The organism is Terrabacter sp. 05T424 (genome assembly GCF_056396225.1).
On sequence record NZ_JBFTLB010000006.1, the window covers coordinates 89,566 to 110,312 of the forward strand.

A 20,747-nucleotide genomic window follows, 5' to 3' on the forward strand; every position below is an offset into this window, starting at 1 on the left:
CGATCGACGGGGTGCCGGACCCACCTGCTCAGGGGGTCCGGCGCCCACGGACGTGTCACGTCGCGAATCGGTCACCGATGACTGCACCCGGACAACCTAACCGGGCAGATGCACCGATTGCGGCTTTGGTGCGTCAGGCATTCGACGCGGAGCTGAACTCCTGTCTCGAGTGATGCGCCGCCGCGCCCAGCGGTGCTTCGACTGGTGCGTGCTGCTTCTCCGGGCGCTTCTCCCCCGAGGTCACGGCGACGGCGATGCGGTTGCCGCTGACGGGTGCGGGACACGTCCCGTGGTCGCTGAAGGCGAAGGGAAGGTTGACGGCACGGTTGAAGTCGACGACGAGGTTGCCCTCGGGGTCGGGCGCCTCGGTCACGACGGTGCGCCACGGCGCCGACGTGACACCGTTGGTGAGGTCGTGGAAGAGGAGGGCAAGCCGGCCGCCGGCCGGGACGGCACTGAGCCGGTGGCGTACACCCGCGATGTCGACACCGACGGTGCCGACGACGTCGGCCTGCTGCACGAGGTCGTCACGCGCTGTTCCCACCTGAATGGCCGCCGGCTGGTCGGCTGGGGTGAAGGTCGCCGGCCGCACCCACTCGGCGTCATGGTTCCAGGTGGGAACACCCTTGAACGCCAGCCGCGCCGGCGCCTGCGGGTCCCGGGTGCGCAGGGCCAGGCGCCCTCCCCTGCGCAGCAGCTCGACGACGCGACCCTCGTGCCGCACCCAGTGGAGCGAGCCGCTCTCGAGCACGTCGGCAGCGGCCGCGCCGGCGACGGGCCCCACATCCGTGCGCAGCTCGTCGTGCTCGTCGGCGCGCACGTGTGCGCCCTCTTCGTCCGCCCACCAGAGTCCGGGCAGCCCCGGCACGGAGGCCGGCTCGTCCGGCAGCCAGGCGAACCCGGTGAGCGAGAGCCAGCCGTGCTCCTCCGCGAGCTCTGCCTCGCGGGAGGCACGCCACTGCGACCAGGCCTGTCGAGCGCTCATGCCACCGCCTCCTCGCTCCGGCCGCCCTCCCTGCTCAAGTGGCGCTCTCCCGCCTCGCGCCTCGCCACCTCGGCGCGCACGAGTGGGATGACGTGGCGACCGAAGTCGACCGCGTCGTCGTAGAGGTCGTAGCCGCGTGCGGAGAAGATGCGCACACCGAGGTCGTAGTAGTCGAGCAGCGCAGCCGCGATGGTCTCAGGTGTGCCCACCAACGCGGTCGAGTTGCCGCCTCCCCCGGTCGCTGCCGACGTGGCGGTCCACAATGCCCTGTCGTGGCGCTCGCCCGTCTCTGCCGCCGCCAGCAGGCGCTGCGAGCCTGCGTTCTCGGGCTGGGCCACGCTGCGGGGCAGACGCCCTCGCGTCGCAACGCCACCGGCCTCCTGCTGACCGCGGATTGCTCCGAGCGTGCGCTCCGCCTTCTCCCAGGCGAGGTCGTCGGTCGCCCCGATGATGGGCCGGAACGCCACCTGGATGGTCGGGAGCGGGTGGTCCGCTGCCGTGGCGGCCGTCCGGATCGTGGCGATCTGCTCGGCCGTGCCGGCCAGCGGTTCGCCCCACAGGGCGAAGACGTCCGCCTCGCTGGCCCCGACCTCGTATGCCGCCGGGCTGGAACCGCCGAACGAGATCCTCGGGCGTGGGGCCTGGAGTGGTTTGATGTCGGCGAGGAAGCCCTCGAACCGGTAGTGCTCGCCGGCGAAGTCGAACGGCTCGTCGCTCGTCCACGCCTGCTTGAGAATCTGGATGAACTCACGGGTGCGGGCGTAGCGGGCGTCCTTGTCGAGGTGGTCGCCCTCGGCCGCCTGGTCTGCGGTGCTGCCGCCGGTGATGACGTGCACCTCGAACCTCCCGCCGCTGATGTGGTCGAGGGTGGCGAAGGTCTTGGCCGTCAGCGTCGGGTAGGCCGTGTTGGGGCGGTGTGCGACCACGAGGTTGAGCCGCTCCGTGTTGGCCGCGACGTGGGCTGCGACCTGCGCCGGGTCGGGCGAGCCCGAGTGGTAGGCGAAGAGGATGCGGTCCCAGCCGTTGTCCTCGTGCGCGCGTGCGAGCTTGGTGGCGTACGTGAGGTCGAGCGCCCCTGCGCTGCGGGCGGTGGTCTCGGTGCCGTCGTGGTTGGCGGCGATCCCCAGGAACTCAACTGGCATGGCGGTGGTCCTTCTCTCTCGTTTCGGTGTCTTCGGTGGCTCGATGGGAGGGTCTGGAGGCGATCGGGATGGTGCTGGCAAGGCGTTGCGTGATCGGGGTGGTGAGCAGGTCGCGGGCGACAGCGTCGTTCTGTCGGAAGCCCGGACCGTTGAAGCCCGGTCGCGAGAAGCCGCCGGCCCCTGCCGATCCCGAGACCGCGGGACCAACGAGAAACCGTCTGGCGTGCACCGACCCGTCTGCGCGGACCGCCCTGGCTCGCGGGTCGGCGAGGAGCTGCCCCGCCCCGAGACCGGTCCCGTCGATGGCTGCGACGGGACGTGACCTCAGCTGCCCGCCGGCGAGCAGTCCGGCGACCAGGGGGTCGGTGACGAGCGAGCTGTCGGGCCGGGGCAGGCGGGCGTCGACCGCCGCCCGCGTGCGCACCTCGCGGCGGCCTGACCGGCCCACGAAGGCGCCGTCCTTGATGGTGAGCTCGAGGTCCGGCCCGAGGAAGCGGACGACGCCCGCGCGGTGGAGGGCGAGCAGCTCCGCCAGACGACGTGGCGGTGGGCCGCTCGCGAGGAACGAGAAGAGGCCGTGGAACCGGCCCTCGACGTGACGCACCCGGTCCTCGTCGAGGAGCCTGCCGCCGACGACGAGTTCGGCCAGGGCGGCATACACGCCGAGGAGGGTGTCGAAGACGGCCCGGTCGCTGGAGCGAGACGGGTCGGCGCGGCGTCGCAGGTCCGCGGTGATGTGGCCGACCACCAGCTCCTCCGTGTCGGCGACCGGAGTGCCGTCGTCGAGGACGGCAGACAGCGGCCGGTCGATCCGGTCGATGTCGAACAGGTCCTGGGGGTCCGCCAGGTGCGCGAGGGCAGCTGCTCTCAGTCCGTCGCCGGCGACGTCGGCATCGACGAGCGCCCGCTCGAGCGACTCGAAGGTGCCTCTGGTGCGCTCCGGGTGGGCCTCGAAAAGCCTTTGGTAGTGGGCGGCTGCGAGCTCGAGGACGACGAGCGGCCACACCTGGGTGCGGTAGTCGAGCGCACCCGAGCCACCGCCGAGGCTTGCGAGCCGTTGCCGGGACAGGTGGCGACGAGGTGCCGGACCGTCCGCCGTCGAGCGGATCTCGTAGCCGAGCTTGGCGTGGTAGGGCACGCCGCGGGACGACCCCACGTGCAGGACCGGCTCGCGGCCGCTGGGGTGGTAGGTGAGAAGGTCACCGTCGCCCGTGAACCGACCTCCACGACCTTCGGTCAGCAGCACGAAGAGGTCTACGAAGGCAAGGCCCATGCCACGCACGACGACCGGCTCGCCGGGGCGCAGGTCCCCCAGGTCGAGGTCCGCGGTGTGGCCCGGCGGCAGGTACGTCAGCCCGTGCGTCTCCGCGTCGCCGAGGAGACGCTGCTCCGGCGCGGCCGGTGCCTGCTCCAGGTAGCCCTGGGCAAGCACGACGATGTCGGCCTCGATCGCGCCGCCCCCGGAGAGGGTCACGAGCTGTGCCGGGCCGACGTCCTCGAGCGCGACGGCGCGGTCGGCGTGCACCTGCAGACTGACGGCATCTGGAAGCGACCGGACCGCACGTCGCCAGGCCCAGCCGAGGTAGTCGGCCTGCACGACGCGGGGCGCGAACGACCTCGGGCCGACCGCCGCTGCCGCGGGACTGGCCTGTGCGGACGCGGCCCACTCAGCGAGCGACGGGCCCTGGCGGACCGGACCTTCGCAGGTCACCGAGGCGTCGGTGAACACGGTGATGTCCTGGGCCTCCGAGTTCATCCACAGCAGGCTCGACTGCGCCGTGCGCCAGATGCGCCCGCCTCCCGGAGGGTGTGGGTCGACGACGTGCACCTCGACCCTTTCGCCGAGCGTGACCAGCTCGGCCGCGTTGGCGCCGAGGCGTTCGACGAGCCCGAGCGCCCGTGGGCCCCCGCCGACGACGACGATCCGACGAAGGCTCACGCTGCACCCCAGTCGCGGAACGCCGTCAGGCGCTCCGTCTGCGCCGTGGTCTCGACCGTCCGCGCCTCGCCGCTGAAGGTGACGTGCCGCGTTCCGGCAGGCAGCTCCTTGTCGAAGGCGTGAGGTCCGATCGACTCGGGGTCGGCGTGCAGGTCGAACGCAGGCAGGTAGCCAGCAGCCAGGTAGAGCGCGCGCGCCTCAGGCTGCCGCGGCCCGGTGGTGAGGTGGATCCGTTTGTATCCCAACCCTGCCGCCGCCCGCTCCAGCTCCAGAAGCACTCGGCGGGCCAGACCCTGGCGGCGGAACTGCGCATGCGTCCAGACCCGCTTCACCTCGGCCGTCTCGTCGTCGTAGCGTCGGATCGCCCCGCCTGCGATGGTCTGGCCGGCCCGGAGGATGACGAGGAACGCCCCGTCGGGGGCCTCGAAGTCGGCGACGGGCACCTCGGTGAGCTGCGTGTTCGGGGTCGAGAGCCCGTAGCGGGTCCCGTACTCGACGACGAGGTCCTCCAGGAGCGGCGCCGCTGCGTCGTCGCCGGGTGAGACGCGGAGCACGACGTCGTCGTCGGTCTCGGTGACGAGCTCGCTGCGGTGGCGCGCGAGATGGGTCAAGAACGACTCGGTGACGAGGTGCAGGTTGCGGGCGGCGGACTCTGCCAGGAGCACGCCCGCGTCCTCGGCGAAGACGGTGACCTCGGAGGCGAGCACGAACCAGCCCTGGGTGACGTGCTCGGCACCGAGCGACACGAGGACCGGTCGCAGGGCGTAGTCGACGGCGAGGACGTGCGCTGGGCTGCCCCCGGTCGCCACGGGCAGCACCGTCTTGCCACGCAGGGCGTACTGCGGCAGCAGGTCGAGCAGCGCCTTGAGCAGGCCCGTGTAGGCGGCCTTGTAGACCGGTGTGGTGACGACGACGCCGTCTGCGGCGGTGATCGAGGCGACGACGGCCGCGATCCGGGGGTCGGAGGCGTCGGCGCGAAGCAGGGCCTCGGCCGGAAGGTCACGCACGGTGACCCGCTCGACGTCGTGTCCTCGTGCCCGCAACCGGCGCTCGACGTGCCCCAGCACCGCGTCCGTGCGCGACGACGCGGACGGGCTGGACGACAGGGTGACGATGGTGGCCATGTCAGCGCCTCACTTGGTCTCGGTGGGCTTGGGCAGCCCGGCGGGGTTGACCTCGGAGGCCGGGACCGCCTCCGCGCTGAGCCCCCAGCGCTCGAGCACCTTCGCGTAGCTGCCGTCGGCGATGGCCGCGTTGATCGCGTCGGAGATCGGCTTGGCCAGTCCGCTGCCCTTCTTCGTCAGCACGCCGACCCTGCCGGGGATCGGGTAGCTCGACGAGACGGTGCCGACGATCTGCGTCTTGCCGGCCGTGACGACGTGGTACGTCGCCGTCGGGTTGGGGCCGAGGTAGAGGTCTATGCGGCCGGAGTCGAGTGCCAGGTAGTACTCGGTCGTGCCCTGGTAGTAGACGAGCTCTGCCGGGGCGCGTCCAGCCTTGGTGTTCTCCTCGTTCCAGCGCAGCAGGATGGCCTCCTGGAGGGTGCCGGAGCCGACGGCGACCTTCTTGCCCGAGATGTCCGCCGGTCCCTTGACCCTGAGGCCCGAGCCCTTCTTCGCCTCGAAGGCGTGCAGGCCCAGCCGGTAGGTGGCGAAGTCGTACTTCTCCTTGCGCTCCTCGGAGACGCCGACGTTCGAGAGGGCCACCTGGTACTTGCCGGAGTCGACGCCGATGAAGAGGTTCTCCCAGCTCGTCGTCTGCACCTCGGGCCTGAGGCCCAGGATGTCGGCGACGAGGTGAGCGACGTCGACCTCGACGCCGATCGGAGTGCGGTTGTCGTCCGCCGTGAATGCGAGTGGAGGTATGCCGCCCCCTGCGCCGCCGCTGCCGATGACGAGAGTGCCGCCGGCCTTGACGCCTGGCGGCAGCTCGGCCGCGATGTCGGGGTGGAGCGTGCCGGCGGGTCGCTTCTGGTCGGCCGAGGTGTCGAACGAGACGGGCAGGACCTTCGAGCCGCCCAGGTCCTTCGGGTCGATCTCGGCGGTGCGTGTCGGGGACGGGTCGGCGCAGGCGCCGAGCGTCGTCGCAGTGGTGAGGAAGGCGGCCGCCGCCTGGAGTGCGCGGCGCCGTGCGGTCACATGGATCTGACTGGTGCTCATGGGGTTCGTCTCCTGAGGTGCTTTCGGATGCGCGGGGCGGCGGGTCAGCTGGTCTTGGGCAGGCCGGGCGGGTTGACCTCGGACTTCTGGAGCCCCTCGGTGCCGAGGTTCCAGCGCTGGAGCACCCTGACGTAGCTGCCGTCGGCGATGGCCGAGTTGATGGCGGCGGCGTACGGCGCTGCGAGGCCTGACCCCTTCTTCGTGAGGACGGCGATGAGGCCCTGCAGCTTGTCGCCGGCACCGGAGAAATGGCCGATCGCCTCCGTCTGCCCGCTCGAGGCCACGTGGTAGGCCACGCTCGGGTTCGGACCGAAGTACGCGTCGATGCGGTGCGACGAGAGCGCCAGGTAGTAGTCGGTCTGTGACTGGAAGTACTTGACGGTCGCCGGCTGGAGGCCTGCCTTCACGTTGGCCTCGTTCCAGTCGAGGAGGATCTTCTCCTGGTTCGTGCCGGAGCCGACGGCGATGGTCTTGCCGGCGATGTCCTTGCCGCTGTTCACCTTCCAGGTGGCGCCCTTGGGCGCCTCGAAGGCGAGGTCGTCCTTGCGGTAGGTGGCGAAGTCGTACTTCTCCTTGCGCTCCTCGGTCACCGTGACGTTGGTCAGCGCGACGTCGTAGCGACCCGAGTCGATGCCGAGGAAGACGTTCTCCCAGCTCGTCGCCGGCGTCTCCACCTCGAGGCCCAGCTTGTCGGCGAACAGGTGGGCGAGATCGACCTCGACCCCGATGACCGTCTTGTCGTCGTCGGCCGTGAAGACGAGCGGCGGGGTGCCGCCACCGGCACCGGCGTTGGCGGCGGTGATGGTGCCGCGGTCGCGGATCGCCTTGGGCAGCAGGGCGGCCGCCTTCTCGTCCTTGGTGGCGGTGATGCGGTTCTGATCCGCAGACGTGTTGACACCGGCGGCTGCTGTTGACGCCGTCCCGGCTGCGGCACCGGAAGACGAGCTCGCCTCGGCGGCACCGGAGCAGGCGGCGAGTGCGACTGCACCGGTGATCGCGAGGGCGGTGACGGCATACGTGTTCGGACGGCGGACGGCGTGCGGGCGTGCGGACATGAGGTCTCCTCTCGGCACCCTGTCGGGCGCGAGTCAGCGGGGTGGCCGCGTGGCGGCCTGAGGGGTGGGTGTGGGTGGGTCTGGCGTCAGAGGACGCGGTCGATGAAGGCGCGGGTGCGCTCGTGGACCGGGTGGTCGATGACCTGGCCCGGGGGGCCCTGCTCGACGACCCGGCCGCCGTCGAGGAAGACGACGGTGTCGGCGACCTCTCGGGCGAAACCGATCTCGTGTGTCACCACGACGAGGGTGGCCCCGTCGCGAGCGAGCTCCTTGATGACGGCGAGCACCTCGCCGACCAGCTCCGGGTCGAGAGCCGACGTCGGCTCGTCGAAGAGGATGACGTCGGGCTGCAGGGCGAGCGCTCGGGCGATCGCGACACGCTGCTGCTGGCCGCCCGACAGCTGCCGCGGGTAGGCGGCGGCCTTGTCTCCCAAGCCGACCCGCTCGAGCAGAGCTCGGGCCTCGGGCTCCACCTCGGCACGGCGTCGACGCTGCGCCGACACCGGCGCCTCCACGACGTTGTCGAGCACGGTGAGGTGCGGGAACAGGTTGAAGCTCTGGAAGACGAAGCCGATGCGGCTGCGCTGGCGCAGCACCTCACGCTCGGGCAGCTCGTGCAGCCGCTCCCCCACCTGGCGGTAGCCGATGAGTGTGCCGTTGACGCGCACCTGCCCCCGGTCCACCTTCTCGAGGTGGTTGATGCTGCGCAGGAGGGTGGACTTGCCTGAGCCGGACGGCCCGAGGATCACGGTGACGGTGCCCTCGGCGAGCTCGAGGTCGACGTCGTCGAGCACCCGGTTGGGACCGAACGACTTCGTGACGCCGCGGAGGTCGACGACGGCGGTCATCGGGCCACCTCCTCGGTGGTGGTGCCGGCGGTGCGCGACGTGGTCGTGGCGAGGGCGGCCCAGCGGGTTCGCAGGCGCTGCAAGGGTGTCGGTGGAAGCGTCCGTGAGCTGCCGCGCGCGAAGTGCCGTTCGACGTAGTACTGCCCGATCGAGAGCAGCGTGGTGAGGATGATGTACCAGACTGTCGCGACGAGCAGCAGTGGCACGACGCGGGAGTTGCGGCCGTAGATCACCTGAACCTGGTAGAAGAGCTCGGGGATCGCGAGCACCGAGACGATCGAGGTGCCCTTGAAGAGGCTGATCACCTCGTTGGCCGCGTTCGGCAGGATCGAGCGCATCGCCTGCGGCAGCACGATCCGGAGGAACTGCCGGCGGCGCGGGATGCCGAGAGCGGACGCTGCCTCCCGCTGCCCCTCGTCGACCGAGAGGATGCCGCCTCGGATGATCTCTGCCGCGTAGGCCGCCTGGTGCAGCGCGAGGCCGAGCACGGCGGCCCCGAGCGCACCGAAGAGGTCATTGGTCGCGACGCTGCCGAAGGACGGCCCGAAGGGCAGCCCGAACGAGATGGACTGGTAGAGGTAGGCGATGTTGAACCAGAAGAGCAGCTGGACGATCAGCGGGATCGACCGGAAGGCCCAGATGTAGGCCCAGGCCACCGAACGGAGGAAGGCGTTGGGCGACAGGCGCATCGCGGCCAGCACGACGCCGAGCACGAAGCCGGCGACGGTGCCGAGGACGGTGAGCTGGATCGTCGTGCCGAGCGCCTTGATGACGGTCTCGGTCGCGAAGTAGCGCGCGAAGATGGGCCAGTCCCAGCCGGGGTTGGTGGCCAGGCCGTTGACGAACATCGCGACGAGCACGGCGACGGCGGCCACTCCCACCCACGTCCACGGGTTTCGGCGGACCACGACGGTCAGGGCCGGCGCGTCGGCTGAACGGGCAGGTGGGGGCGGTGCCGCGACGGGCGGCAGGTCCGTGGCAAGGGTGCGCACGGCGGAGGTGGTGGACACGGAGAGCTCCTGAAGGGTGCGTCGGAGGGCCCGTCGACGACTCTCGCGGAGGGGTCGGACGGGCGAAGGGGTGCGGTTGCTCGCTGCGCGCCGGCATACGGGGTCACCGCTTCAAGGCCGGGCGCGCCCGGGGGCCGCCGAGGTGGTCGGCGGCCGCGTCGGTCGCTCGTCAGGGACGACAGAGCGCGCTGGACACACGGAGCAGGTCGACATGGCGGCGCAGCACCAGCCAGGTGCTCGTGCTGCGCGCCATGACGGCTCCTCGGGTCCGGGACCCGATCACCTCGAGTCCGCGCTTGCCGTCACCTGCTGGCGACGGCCTGGTCCTCACCCGGAGCACCCCACCGCGGAGGAGGGTTGCTGTCCAGCAAGCCGGGGCTTTGGCACTGGAGCTCGTGACCTGGCGATCACACTACGAACCCGTCCGGAGGCCGTCAATCGGCTCAAGAGCTCGTTACGGGCCTACCTCAACGACAGTCTCCATCGCCACCCACTGCTGAATCTGCCTGTGCCACAGCGCAATTGACTGCCACGCAGTTTCCGGACCGTCGACTAATTCCTATCGATCCAGTCGGAAATTAGCTCCGGGCCTTCTTGAATCCTGAGACGCCCGCATCGGCAGCCGGCACCTACGATCGGTAGGTGCCTGACAGCGACCTCCCGAAGATCGGTGCACCCGCAACCCGTGCCCTGTCGTCCATCGGTGTGACGCGGCTCGATCAGCTCGTCGAGCGCCGGCCGGATGAGCTGCTCGCGCTCCATGGTTTCGGCCCCAGAGCGCTGCGCATCCTCGAAGAGGCACTCCACGCGGCGGGGCTCTCCCTCCGCTCGTAGGCGTCACGCCTCCGTGCGGGAAGGTGTCTCACTCGAGCGGGCGGACGCGATACCGGGTCCGCACGGCGTCGCCTTCCACCTGGACCTCGCTCAGCTCGAGCCGGATGGGGAGCCCGTCGGGTGCCAGTGGAGCTCCGTCCATCATCGTCGGGGTGCCAGAGCCCCCGACCAGGCCGGGCAGCGTGATCACGTCGACGGAGTGGACCACTCCGAGCTCGCGCAGCCGCTGCAGGTAGCCGGGAGGGGTGCTCTGGCACACGAGCACGTGCAGCTTCGTCGTGCCATCGCTGGTGAACGACCAGTCGACCCGACCGCGCCCGTCGGCAACGACGAACCACCTCTCGGCCGATGTGGGGAGATGGTCCTGCCAGAGCACCTCGTCGCTGATGCTCGGCCGCGGCCACGGCGGCGCGCGCGGGCCGATGATCGTCGATGCCGGCCCGCCGAGGCCGTCCACGGGGCTGCCACCGCCGACGCCAGGGATGCACCCGACGCCAGGGGGCCCCAGCCCCTCGTGAGAGCACGAGAGCCCCGGACCGTGACGGTCCGGGGCTCTCGGTCAGGCGGTGACTGGCGTCAGTTGCCCGTCAGCTTCTCGCGAAGCGCAGCGAGCGCCTCGTCGGAAGCCAGGGTGCCCTCGGCCGGGGCCGGGGCGTTGCGCGGAGCGCGCTCGCCACGGTCGGCGTCGCCGGAGTCGGCAACGTCACCGGTCGCGGACGAGTAGGACGTCGCAGAGCCCGCGTTGGCCACAGCCTCGGCGTCGGCCTTCGTCGCGGCGTCGACCTGGGCCTTGTGCGACTCCCAGCGAGCGTGGGCGTCGGCGTACTGACGCTCCCACTTCTCGCGCTGGGCGTCGAAGCCCTCGAGCCACTCGTTCGTCTCCGGGTCGAAGCCCTCGGGGTACTTGTAGTTGCCCTGCTCGTCGTACTCCGCAGCCATGCCGTAGAGGGTCGGGTCGAACTCCGACGCCGCGACGGCCTGGTCGTTGGCCTGCTTGAGCGAGAGCGAGATACGGCGACGCTCGAGGTCGATGTCGATGACCTTGACGAAGATCTCGTCGCCGACGTTGACGACCTGCTCGGGCAGCTCCACGTGGCGCTCGGCCAGCTCGGAGATGTGGACGAGGCCCTCGATGCCGTCCTCGACGCGCACGAACGCACCGAAGGGGACGAGCTTGGTGACCTTGCCCGGGACGACCTGGCCGATGGCGTGGGTCCGCGCGAAGTGCTGCCACGGGTCCTCCTGCGTCGCCTTCAGCGACAGGGAGACACGCTCGCGGTCCATGTCGACGTCGAGCACCTCGACGGTGACCTCGGTGCCGACCTCGACGACCTCGGACGGGTGGTCGATGTGCTTCCACGACAGCTCGGAGACGTGGACGAGACCGTCGACGCCGCCGAGGTCCACGAACGCACCGAAGTTGACGATGGAGGACACGACGCCCGAACGGACCTGGCCCTTCTGGAGCTCCTTGAGGAACGTCGTGCGCACCTCGGACTGCGTCTGCTCGAGCCAGGCACGGCGCGACAGGACCACGTTGTTGCGGTTCTTGTCGAGCTCGATGATCTTGGCCTCGATCTCCTTGCCGACGTACGGCTGGAGGTCGCGGACACGACGCATCTCGACGAGCGAGGCGGGAAGGAAGCCGCGGAGGCCGATGTCGAGGATGAGGCCACCCTTGACGACCTCGATGACGGTGCCGGTGACGACGCCGTCCTCTTCCTTGACCTTCTCGATCGTGCCCCAGGCGCGCTCGTACTGCGCACGCTTCTTGGACAGGATCAGACGGCCTTCCTTGTCCTCCTTCTGGAGGACGAGGGCCTCGACCTCGTCGCCGACCTTGACGATCTCGCCCGGGTCGACGTCGTGCTTGATGGACAGCTCACGCGAGGGGATGACGCCCTCGGTCTTGTAGCCGATGTCGAGCAGGACCTCGTCCCGGTCGACCTTGACGATGCGACCCTCGACGATGTCGCCGTCGTTGAAGTCCTTGATGGTGGCGTCGATCGCCGCAAGGATGTCTTCCTGAGAGCCGATGTCGTTGATGGCAATCTCAGGCGCGGTCTTCTCGACCGTGTTGGCAGTCATGTAGTAGGAACTCCGATTGTGGACAGTTAGATTGGGGACCTCGCGGCGACGTGCCTGACGGCGCGCCGACCCGATGCCTTGTGGACGGGTGCAACATTGAGCATGTGCACACGGATGTGCCCGGCAATCCTATCCGCGCTGTCAGCACCCGGTCAAAAGAGACGATGTATGCCGTGAGCACGCCCACCGAGGCCACCCGCCGTCCCGTCGCGCCCGCAGAGACGGCAACGGCCAACCGCACGTGGTGGGACAGCGAGGCGACGTCCTACTACGTGGAGCACGGCGCCTTCCTCGGCGACACCGACTTCGTGTGGGGGCCGGAGCGCCTGCGCGAGGAGGACGCCCACCTGCTCGGCGACCCGGCCGGTCAGGTCGTCCTCGAGATCGGGGCCGGATCCGGGCAGTGCTCCCGCTGGCTGGCGGCCCACGGGGCCACCGTCGTGGCCACCGACCTGTCCGCGGGCATGGTGGCCACCGGGGTGGCCGTCAACGACGCCGTCGACGACTCGGTGCGGGTGCCGTTCGCGCAGTGCGACGGGCGCTCGCTCCCCTTCGCCGACGCGTCCTTCGACGCGGTCTTCACGGCATACGGCGTGGTGCCGTTCGTCGCGGACTCCGACGCGGTCATGGCGGAGGCGGCGCGCGTGCTGCGCCCCGGCGGACGCTTCGTCTTCTCGACGACCCACCCCGTGCGGTGGGCCTTTCCCGACGACCCCGGCCAGGGCGGACTCACCGCCCGCCACCCCTACTTCGACCGCGAGCCGTACGTCGAGCAGGACGCTCAGGGCGGCGCCACCTACGTCGAGCACCACCGGACGCTCGGCGACCGTGTCCGTGAGATCACGGCCGCGGGGCTCGTGCTCGTCGACCTCGTCGAGCCGGAGTGGCCGGACGGACACGACCAACCGTGGGGTGGCTGGTCGCCCCTGCGAGGCCGGATCATCCCGGGCACCGCCATCTTCGTCTGCCGCAAGCCGTCCTGATCCCCGTCGGGAACTGAGCACTCGATCGAAGGAACGAGTCGAGTGCCCAGCTCCCGACGCAGGGAGCTGGGCACTCGATCAGGTGCGGTCGATCAGAGGAAGCGCCGCCGCAGCAGCACCGACCCTCCGGCGAGGCCGAAGACGCCCGCGGCGGCTGCCGCCCGTCCGAAGTTCGCCGAGCCCTCCCCGTCGACGCCAGCGAGCTCCAGGGAGTACGCCGTGGCACCGACAGCGCCCTGCGGCGCGCCGTACGCCATGCCCTCGGCCTTCGCGCGACGGGCACCCATCTCGATGAGGGCGTACTTCTGGCCGTAGTCGGACGCGGTCGCCTTGCCGGCAGCGACGAGCTTCTTCGTGCCTTCGTCGGACAGGCGCTGGGCGCCGTCCTTGAGGGCGGGCGCGCCCGCGGCAGCGTCGGTCAGGCCAGCGGCGAGCTGGCTGGTCCCGTCGGCGGCGTCGGCGAGCCCGTCGGAGAGGCGACCCGCTCCGTCCTTGAGCTTGCCCGCGCCGTCGTCGAGCTGACCCGCACCATCGGCGAGGTCGCCCAGACCGTTGTCGAGCTTCCCCGCACCCGTGGCGAGGACACCGGACCCCGTCGCGAGCTTCGAGGCACCGTCACGCAGGTCGCCGGCCCCGGTCGCCACCTGGGACGTACCGCCGTGCACCTGGTCCGCTCCGACCGTGAGCTGGTCGACCGCGTCGAGCAGGTCGAGCCCGCCGAGGCCCAGGAGGTCGACGCCGAACTGGAGGTCGTTGATGCCGCCACGCAGCGTCTTGTTCTTGGCGGTGTCCTTGGTGCCGCCGATGCCGCCCTGCACCTTGGTGACGACACCGTCGACGAGCGTGGTCACGCCGCCATCGACGAGGGCGACGCCCTCGAGCAGGCCGGGCACCTTCGGGTCGCAGACCGACAGCGTGGTGTTGCTCAGGCCGCACTCGACCTTCGCGAGGCCGAAGGCCGCGTCGCCGAGCTTGCCCTTGAGCGTCGTGAGACCACCGGAGACCTGACCGAGACCGCCGGACACCTGCCCGAGACCCGTCGAGACTTGACCCAGACCACCGGACACCTGACCGAGGCCACCGGACACCTGGCCGAGGCCACCGGACACCTGGCCGAGACCGGCGGCTCCGGCAGTGGTCTGGGAGCGCAGCTGGGCGAGGCCCGTCTCGACCTGACCGAGAATGCCCTTGCAGACGACGCCGCAGTCGGTCGACTTGGCCGCCGCGACACCGCCGTCGAGCTGGTCGATACCACCGCCTGACTTGAGAGCGTCCAACAAGCCCGAGCGGACCTGGTCGGTGCCGCCCTTGGCCTGGTCGACACCAGCCTTCGACTGGTCGACGCCACCCTTGGACTGGTCGACGCCACCCTTGGACTGGTCGACGCCACCCTTGGACTGGTCGACGCCACCCTTGAGCTGGTCGAGGCTGCCGCCGGTCTTCGTGGCGTCCGCGAGGCCGGCGCGGATCTGGTCGACCCCGTCGATGAGGGTGCCGGTGTCGCCCTTGCCGCCGAGGCCCGCCCGCAGCTTCGCGATGCCGGCGTGGAGGGGCTTGGCCTGGTCCGGCAGACCGCCGACCCCGTCGTACAGCTGCGTGAGGCCCGCGTCCACCTGGTCGAGGCCGTCGGCCACCTGGGCGAGGCCGTCGAGCAGGTCGGGAGCCTTGTCGCCGAGCAGGTGCAGCCCCGCAGCGACCTGGCCCGCGCCGCCGTCGACCTTCGTCGCGCCGGTGCTGAGCTTCTTGGCACCGGCGTCGAGCTGGCCGGCGCCGTCGGCGAGCTGCCCCGCGCCGTCGGCGAGCAGGCCGGAGCCGGCCTTCGCGGTGCCCGCCCCGGCACGCAGCTTCGCGGTGCCGTCCTTGAGCTGTCCGGCGCCGGTGGCGAGGTCGCGCGAGCCCGGGAGCGCCTGCGCACCCAGCCCCGCGTCGAGCTTCTTGGCGCCGTCGCGCAGCTGGATGAGGCCGGCGAGGAGCGTGCCGGCACCGTCGCGCAGCTTGAGCAGGTTCGCGTCGATCTCCGTCGCGCCCGCGGTCAGCGTGGCACCGGTGGTGGCGCCGCCCTTGTAGCTCTCGGCGCCGCCCTTGAAGGAGGGGCTGTCGAGCGGGCTCACCGGCAGTGCTGAGACGGATGCCTTGGGGAGGGTGCCGTCGACGATGTCGGCGGCATATCCGAAGGTGGCGGTGGGCGTGCCGATCGGGCCGAACAGCGTCATGGTGAAGGTCAGCTTCGTGCCACCGCGGCCGTCGCCGGCGACGTTCGCCTCCTTGGAGGAGACGTTGGTGAACGTGCCCGGCAGGGTCGTCGAGAGCGAGCCGACCATGGGGATGACGACGCTCTGCGTCGCCGAGGTGGCCTTGCCGGTGCCGTCGTCGAAGGTGACGACCTGCGAGGTGCCCGTCACGTTCTTGACCGTGTAGCGGACCTCGAGACGACCGGAGCGCCCGAGGAGGTCACCCGGCTCGACGGGCTTGCCGTCGAGCGTGTAGACGGCCTGGACCTCGAGAGGAAGCTTCTTCGTGTAGTCGCTGACCGTGCGCAGGCTCTGCTCACCGTCGACGTCGAAACGCCCGACCATGACGCCGTTCTTGACCTCGAAGCCACCGAAGCCATCGAGGTTGCGCAGACCCTGCGGCTCGACCGGGTTCTGGAGGTCGACGACGCCTCGACCCTTCATGGCGACCTGCTCGTACACACGCGCGACGTCGACCTTGCCGCTGGCATCCAGGTAGGCCTGGACCGTCTCGGTGTTGGACACCTGGACCTGCMCGCTGCTCGCGGCCGCGGCAGGAGCTGCAGCCAGCATCAACAGGGTGGGCATGGCGGCCAGTCCGGCCACCACGGTGGCGATGGTGCGCTTGCTCACTTGGCTGCTCCAGTCACGAGGTCGTCGAGGTTGGTGTTGCTGTCCGAGGCCTTGGCTCGCTTCGTGGGCTTGCCTGTGGCCCTTGCCGTGACGGGTTCCGCAGACGGGCTCGTCTGCGCAGCAAGGAGGTTCGTGGCAAGGAAACCGAGGCCGACTGCCAGCAGGACGGTCGTCGCCGCAGCCGGGGACTCGGTGACGAACTGGGAGGGGGCGTTGGTGTACACCGACTCGTAGGCGCCGACGATCGACGCGGCGCCGACGAGCCCGCTCCAGAGCGGGAGTCGGCCGCGGCTCACCGCCGCGACGACCGCGATGAGGACGACGACGACGAAGGCGGCCACCGCGCGACCCGACGAGGAGTCGGGCAGGACGGCGGCGCGAAGGGCGAAGCCGAGCCAGGCCAGGAGGAAGCCGACGAGGAAACCGACGACCTTGCCCCAGGCGGGACGGTGCGGGACGAGTCCGAGGACTCCGCCGAGGGCCGCACCGAGGAGAGCTACGTGCTCGAGGTCAAGGCCGAGCACGTTGCTCAGCCCGATGATGACCGCCGCGAAGACGGCGAGACACAGACCTGTGACCAGGCTTTTGACCATGTCCACCTCACAGTAAAAGCACCCACCTCCGTTGGTGGGTGCAAGTTACCGGTCAGTATGCAGATGGAAGCCGCTCAGCGCGAGTCCGAGTGAGCCACGGAACACCGCCGTTGCCGAAATGTGACCATTCAGGACACTCGAAGCGGGTATGTGGCGATCTTGCGGTCGTCGACCTCAGTGGGCGGCGTCGTGCCAGGAGTGGCCCAGGCCGACGTTGATGTCGAGCGGCACGTCCAGGTCGACCGCGTGACCCATCTCGTGGCGGACGAGCTTCTCGAGGTCGTCGCGCTCACCCTCAGCCACCTCGAGCACGAGCTCGTCATGCACCTGAAGGAGCACGCGCGACTTCAGGCCGGAGGTCGACAGGGCACGGTCGACCCCGATCATGGCGACCTTCATGATGTCGGCGGCGGAGCCCTGGATCGGGGCGTTGAGCGCCATCCGCTCGGCCGCCTCACGACGCTGCCGGTTGTCGGACGTGAGGTCGGGCAAGTAGCGACGGCGCCCGAGCATCGTCGCGGTGTAGCCGGTCCCGCGGGCGACGGCGACGACGTCGCGCAGATAGTCGCTGACCCCGCCGAACCGCTCGAAATAGCCGTCCATGAGGCCGCGGGCCTCCTCGGTGCTGATGGTCAGCTGCTTGGACAGGCCGAACGCGGACAGTCCGTAGGCGAGGCCGTAGGACATCGCCTTGACCTTCGAGCGCATCGCCGAGGTGACGCCGTCGGGCTCGACCCCGAAGACCTTGGAGCCGACGAAGTTGTGGAGGTCCTCGCCCGTGCGGAAGGCCTCGATGAGCCCCTCGTCGCCCGACAGGTGCGCCATGACGCGCATCTCGATCTGGGAGTAGTCGGCCGACATCAGCGCTTCGTAGCCCTCGCCGACGACGAAGAGCTCACGGATGCGGCGGCCCTCCTCGGTGCGGATCGGGACGTTCTGGAGGTTGGGGTCGGTCGAGCTGAGGCGACCGGTGGCGGCGATCGTCTGGAGGTAGGTGGTGTGGATGCGTCCGTCGTCGGCCACCGACTTCTGCAGCCCCTCGACGGTGACGCGCAGCCGCGCCGAGTCACGGTGGCGCAGGAGAGCCTCGAGGAACGGGTGCTCGGTCTTGGCGTAGAGGTCGTTGAGGGCATCGGCGTCGGTGGTGTAACCGGTCTTCGTCTTCTTCGTCTTGGGCATGCCCAGCGTGCCGAAGAGCACCTCCTGGAGCTGCTTCGGCGAGCCGAGGTTGATCTTCTCGCCGCCGATGGCGTCCCAGGCGTCCTGCTGGGCGGACGAGACCTTGGCCGCGAAGTCCTTCTCGAGCTCGTCGAGGCCGGGCACGTCGACGGCGATACCGGTGCGCTCCATGCCCGCGAGGACCTCGACGAGCGGGAGCTCGATGTCGGCGAGCAGGGCGGCGCCCCCCGTGGCCTCGACCTGCTCGTCGAGCACGGCCGCGAGGTCACGCACCGCCGTGGCGCGCACCATCTCCTGCTGGGCAGCCTTCTCGTCGGCATCGCCACCGAAGTCGAGCATGCCCTGCCCGTCGGCGCTGCTCGTGCCGCTCAGCTCACGCTTGAGGTGGCGCAGCACGAGGTCGTCGAGGTGGTAGGTGCGCTGGTCGGGCTTGACGAGGTATGCCGCGAGCTGGGTGTCGCTGGTCAGCCCGGCCACCGTGAAGCCACGCGCCGTCAGGGCCTCGATCGGTCCCTTGGCGTCGTGCATCGCCTTGGGGCGCGCGGGGTCCTCGAGCCAGGAGCCGACGGAGGTCTCGCCCTCGGGCGTCAGGGTCGTGAGGTCGAGCCAGGCCGCCGCGCCGTCGGGCGAGGCGATGGCCAGCCCGGTCGCGTCTCCGGTGCCGCGGGCCCACGTGCCCGTGACCGAGAGCGCCGCACGCTCCCCCGCCGGCAGGTGCTCGGCCACCCAGTCGGGCACCTGAGCGGGCTCGAGCACCGAGCCGTCGACCTCGAAGCCGGACTCCGCCTCGGGCTCGCTCGCCTCGACCTCGGCGAAGAGCCGGTCGCGCAGCACGCGGAACTCGAGCCGGTCGAAGACCTCGTGCACCTCCTCGCGGGCCCACTGGTGGCGCTCGAGGTCGGCCACGCCGACCCCGACCGGGGCGTCCTTGACGAGCTGGTTGAGGCGCCGGTTGCGCAGCACCTGGTCGAGGTGCTCGCGGAGCGACTCACCCGCCTTGCCCTTGATCTGGTCGACGCCTGCCACGATGCCCGCGAGGTCACCGAACTGGGTGATCCACTTCGCGGCCGTCTTGGGGCCGACACCCGGCACGCCCGGCAGGTTGTCGGAGGTCTCGCCGACCATGGCGGCGAGGTCGCTGTAGCGCGTCGGGGGCACGCCGTACTTCTCCTCCACCTGGGCCGGACCCATGCGCCACACCTCCGACACACCACGCACCGGGTAGAGGATCGTGACGTTGTCGGAGACGAGCTGGAAGGTGTCGCGGTCGCCGGAGCAGATGAGCACCTCGACGCCCTGCGCATCGGCATCGGTGGCGATCGTCGCGATGATGTCGTCGGCCTCGAAGCCGTCGAGCTCGACGTGGGTGATGCGCAGCGCGTCGAGCACCTCCTTGACGAGCGGCAGCTGGCCGGCGAACTCGTCGGGGGTGCGCGCGCGGCCCGCCTTGTACTCGGCGTACTGCTCGGTGCGGAACGTCTGTCGCGACTTGTCGAACGCCACCACGACGTGGGTCGGCTGCTCGTCGCGCAGCATGTTGATCAGCATCGACGTGAAGCCGTAGACGGCGTTGGTGTGCTGGCCGGTGACCGTCGAGAAGTTCTCGGCCGGGAGCGCGAAGAACGCGCGGTAGGCCAGCGAGTGTCCGTCGAGGAGGAGAAGTCGGCTCACACCCGCAACCCTAGTGGCGGCGTACGACACCGTTGCGGCCGTATGCCGCTGGGCGCGCTGCGGTCCTCGTGGCCAGCTCCTCAGCCACGCGGGCCGTCGGGGTGCACGGAGGCGGGCCCCCGTGGGTCGGCATACGATCCCGTCCATGACCGAACCGACGACCGATGCGCAGACCGGCTCCATGACCGGCTCGACCGACTCCAGCGCCGGCCCGACCGCCGACGCCACGACGCAGCAGCACGTCGACGCCATGCGCTCGATGGCCCAGGGAACGCTCCTCGAACGCATGCAGATCGAGATCACCGAGGCGACGCCCGAGCGGCTCGTCGCGACGATGCCGGTGGCCGGCAACACCCAGCCCTACGGCCTGCTGCACGGTGGCGCCAGCGTCGTGCTCGCGGAGTCCCTGGGATCGATCGGCGCGCAGATCCACGCCGGCCCCGGTCGCGTCGCAGTCGGGCTCGACATCAACGCCACGCACCACCGCGCAGCCCGCACGGGAGTCGTGACCGGCACCGCCACGCTGCTCAGCGCCGGTCGCACGCTCGTCAGCTACGAGGTGGTCGTGACCGACGAGGACGACCGGCGCATCTGCACGTCGCGGATCACCTGCCTGCTGCGCGACGCGGCTCCGGGCGCCTGACCGGTCTCCGACCAGACGAACCCGTCAGCCGGCGATCTTCGGGTCGTGCCGCGTGGCCCGCGACCGCGACCGCAGGTCGCGCCGGCGCTGGAGCAGGTCGAGCGTCACCCGCTGCGGACCCGGTCTCGACTCCCCTGCCAGCTTGCGCTGCAGGGTCGCCGCGGACGCAACGCGGCGGACCGTCTCGGGCGCGAACCCCAGACGTGCGAAGAAGCGGTTCGCGTCGCGGTCGCCTGCGGGAACCGCACTCGCGAGGTGCTCGCAGCCCTGGCGGTCGGCATACCGGCTGGCGGCGGTCAGGAGTGAACGCCCGACCCCCTGGCGCCGGAAGTCCGGGTGCACGTAGAGCATGTCGATCGACACGCACGGCGAGTCGACGAGCAGGCTGCGCGTCGAGTCGGCCAGCACGACGTAACCACGGGGACGGCCATCGGCGCATGCCAGGAAAGCGCAGATGTCGTTGCGCTGCAAGGCAGTTCGCAAGGTGCCGTCGAGGGCCAGCCGCTGCGCGGCCTCGGGCGTGGTGCCACCCTCGATGCGGTGCGTGATCCACAGCTCGATGAACTGCGAGTGCAGGCTCTCGTCCACCCGTTGCACCGACACGGTCGATCGACCCATCATCCCTCCTGTTCCTGCCCCGAGGTCACCCGGCAGACACTACGACCAACGAGGTCGTGGCGAAAGGGTTATGGCAGGTTCGAGCGCAGAAGGCGGGGCGTCACGACCGTGTCGTGACGCCCCGCCTTCGGATTCC

Annotated in this window: 18 protein-coding genes and 1 riboswitch; of the genes, 3 read left to right on the forward strand and 15 right to left on the reverse strand. The window is 70.5% G+C overall.

Features of this window, described 5'->3' with window-relative positions; translation table 11 throughout:
* Positions 1 to 133: 133 nt before the first annotated feature.
* The 9 genes from AC1DE0_RS13950 to AC1DE0_RS13990 all read right to left on the reverse strand — a co-directional run bounded on the left by AC1DE0_RS13950 (position 134) and on the right by AC1DE0_RS13990 (position 9,391).
* On the reverse strand, positions 134 to 985 hold the full coding sequence (locus AC1DE0_RS13950; RefSeq protein WP_478101504.1) for a DUF1684 domain-containing protein: 852 nt from the start codon (positions 983 to 985) through the stop codon (positions 134 to 136).
* Entirely contained in the window at positions 982 to 2,127 is a 1,146-nt protein-coding gene (locus AC1DE0_RS13955; RefSeq protein WP_478101506.1) for an LLM class flavin-dependent oxidoreductase, read from the reverse strand. Before AC1DE0_RS13955 ends, AC1DE0_RS13950 begins: the two co-directional genes overlap by 4 nt.
* Positions 2,117 to 4,066, reverse strand: coding sequence for an FAD/NAD(P)-binding protein (locus AC1DE0_RS13960; protein WP_478101508.1), 1,950 nt, complete (start codon positions 4,064 to 4,066; stop codon positions 2,117 to 2,119). Before AC1DE0_RS13960 ends, AC1DE0_RS13955 begins: the two co-directional genes overlap by 11 nt.
* Positions 4,063 to 5,190, reverse strand: a complete 1,128-nt coding sequence (gene ssuE, locus AC1DE0_RS13965) for an NADPH-dependent FMN reductase (protein WP_478101510.1) — start codon at positions 5,188 to 5,190, stop codon at positions 4,063 to 4,065. The genes AC1DE0_RS13960 and ssuE overlap by 4 nt, the downstream gene beginning before the upstream one ends.
* 9 nt (positions 5,191 to 5,199) lie before the next feature.
* Entirely contained in the window at positions 5,200 to 6,225 is a 1,026-nt protein-coding gene (locus tag AC1DE0_RS13970; RefSeq protein WP_478101512.1) for an ABC transporter substrate-binding protein, read from the reverse strand.
* Positions 6,226 to 6,269: 44 nt separating this feature from the next.
* Positions 6,270 to 7,280: an ABC transporter substrate-binding protein gene (locus AC1DE0_RS13975; RefSeq protein WP_478101514.1), complete on the reverse strand. Its 1,011-nt coding sequence runs from the start codon at positions 7,278 to 7,280 to the stop codon at positions 6,270 to 6,272.
* Between the two features lie 86 nt (positions 7,281 to 7,366).
* Positions 7,367 to 8,128, reverse strand: a complete 762-nt coding sequence (locus tag AC1DE0_RS13980) for an amino acid ABC transporter ATP-binding protein (RefSeq protein WP_478101516.1) — start codon at positions 8,126 to 8,128, stop codon at positions 7,367 to 7,369.
* A complete protein-coding gene (locus AC1DE0_RS13985) occupies positions 8,125 to 9,138 on the reverse strand; it encodes an amino acid ABC transporter permease (protein ID WP_478101518.1) in 1,014 nt (337 codons plus the stop codon). The genes AC1DE0_RS13980 and AC1DE0_RS13985 overlap by 4 nt, the downstream gene beginning before the upstream one ends.
* 169 nt (positions 9,139 to 9,307) lie before the next feature.
* Entirely contained in the window at positions 9,308 to 9,391 is an 84-nt protein-coding gene (locus tag AC1DE0_RS13990) for a putative leader peptide (protein WP_478101755.1), read from the reverse strand.
* A 34-nt stretch (positions 9,392 to 9,425) separates the two neighbouring features.
* Positions 9,426 to 9,539, reverse strand: a riboswitch (SAM riboswitch).
* Positions 9,540 to 9,780: 241 nt separating this feature from the next.
* Between AC1DE0_RS13990 and AC1DE0_RS13995 the strand changes: the two genes are divergently transcribed.
* The gene (locus AC1DE0_RS13995; RefSeq protein ID WP_478101520.1) at positions 9,781 to 9,972 is read left to right on the forward strand and encodes a helix-hairpin-helix domain-containing protein; all 192 of its coding nucleotides are present in this window, start codon (positions 9,781 to 9,783) and stop codon (positions 9,970 to 9,972) included.
* A gap of 28 nt (positions 9,973 to 10,000) precedes the next feature.
* On the opposite strand, the gene AC1DE0_RS14000 is transcribed toward AC1DE0_RS13995, so the two are convergent.
* Together AC1DE0_RS14000 and rpsA are read right to left on the reverse strand one after the other, a co-directional pair.
* Entirely contained in the window at positions 10,001 to 10,429 is a 429-nt protein-coding gene (locus tag AC1DE0_RS14000; protein ID WP_478101522.1) for a hypothetical protein, read from the reverse strand.
* 119 nt (positions 10,430 to 10,548) lie between these two features.
* The gene (gene rpsA / locus AC1DE0_RS14005) at positions 10,549 to 12,060 is read right to left on the reverse strand and encodes a 30S ribosomal protein S1 (RefSeq protein ID WP_478101524.1); all 1,512 of its coding nucleotides are present in this window, start codon (positions 12,058 to 12,060) and stop codon (positions 10,549 to 10,551) included.
* A 173-nt stretch (positions 12,061 to 12,233) separates the two neighbouring features.
* Between rpsA and AC1DE0_RS14010 the strand changes: the two genes are divergently transcribed.
* On the forward strand, positions 12,234 to 13,043 hold the full coding sequence (locus AC1DE0_RS14010) for a class I SAM-dependent methyltransferase (RefSeq protein ID WP_478101526.1): 810 nt from the start codon (positions 12,234 to 12,236) through the stop codon (positions 13,041 to 13,043).
* A 92-nt stretch (positions 13,044 to 13,135) separates the two neighbouring features.
* Here AC1DE0_RS14010 and AC1DE0_RS14015 read toward each other — a convergent pair whose 3' ends face one another.
* From AC1DE0_RS14015 to polA, 3 genes are all read right to left on the reverse strand, one after another.
* On the reverse strand, positions 13,136 to 15,907 hold the full coding sequence (locus tag AC1DE0_RS14015; RefSeq protein WP_478101528.1) for a hypothetical protein: 2,772 nt from the start codon (positions 15,905 to 15,907) through the stop codon (positions 13,136 to 13,138).
* Entirely contained in the window at positions 15,904 to 16,500 is a 597-nt protein-coding gene (locus tag AC1DE0_RS14020) for a hypothetical protein (protein WP_478101530.1), read from the reverse strand. The genes AC1DE0_RS14015 and AC1DE0_RS14020 overlap by 4 nt, the downstream gene beginning before the upstream one ends.
* Before the next feature lie 174 nt (positions 16,501 to 16,674).
* On the reverse strand, positions 16,675 to 19,350 hold the full coding sequence (gene polA, locus AC1DE0_RS14025; RefSeq protein ID WP_478101532.1) for a DNA polymerase I: 2,676 nt from the start codon (positions 19,348 to 19,350) through the stop codon (positions 16,675 to 16,677).
* Positions 19,351 to 19,600: 250 nt separating this feature from the next.
* On the opposite strand from polA, the gene AC1DE0_RS14030 reads away from it, so the two are divergent.
* The gene (locus AC1DE0_RS14030; RefSeq protein WP_478101757.1) at positions 19,601 to 19,993 is read left to right on the forward strand and encodes a PaaI family thioesterase; all 393 of its coding nucleotides are present in this window, start codon (positions 19,601 to 19,603) and stop codon (positions 19,991 to 19,993) included.
* 24 nt (positions 19,994 to 20,017) lie between these two features.
* Here the strand turns inward: AC1DE0_RS14030 and AC1DE0_RS14035 are convergent, their stop codons facing one another.
* Positions 20,018 to 20,611: a GNAT family N-acetyltransferase gene (locus AC1DE0_RS14035; protein WP_478101534.1), complete on the reverse strand. Its 594-nt coding sequence runs from the start codon at positions 20,609 to 20,611 to the stop codon at positions 20,018 to 20,020.
* Positions 20,612 to 20,747: the final 136 nt, after the last annotated feature.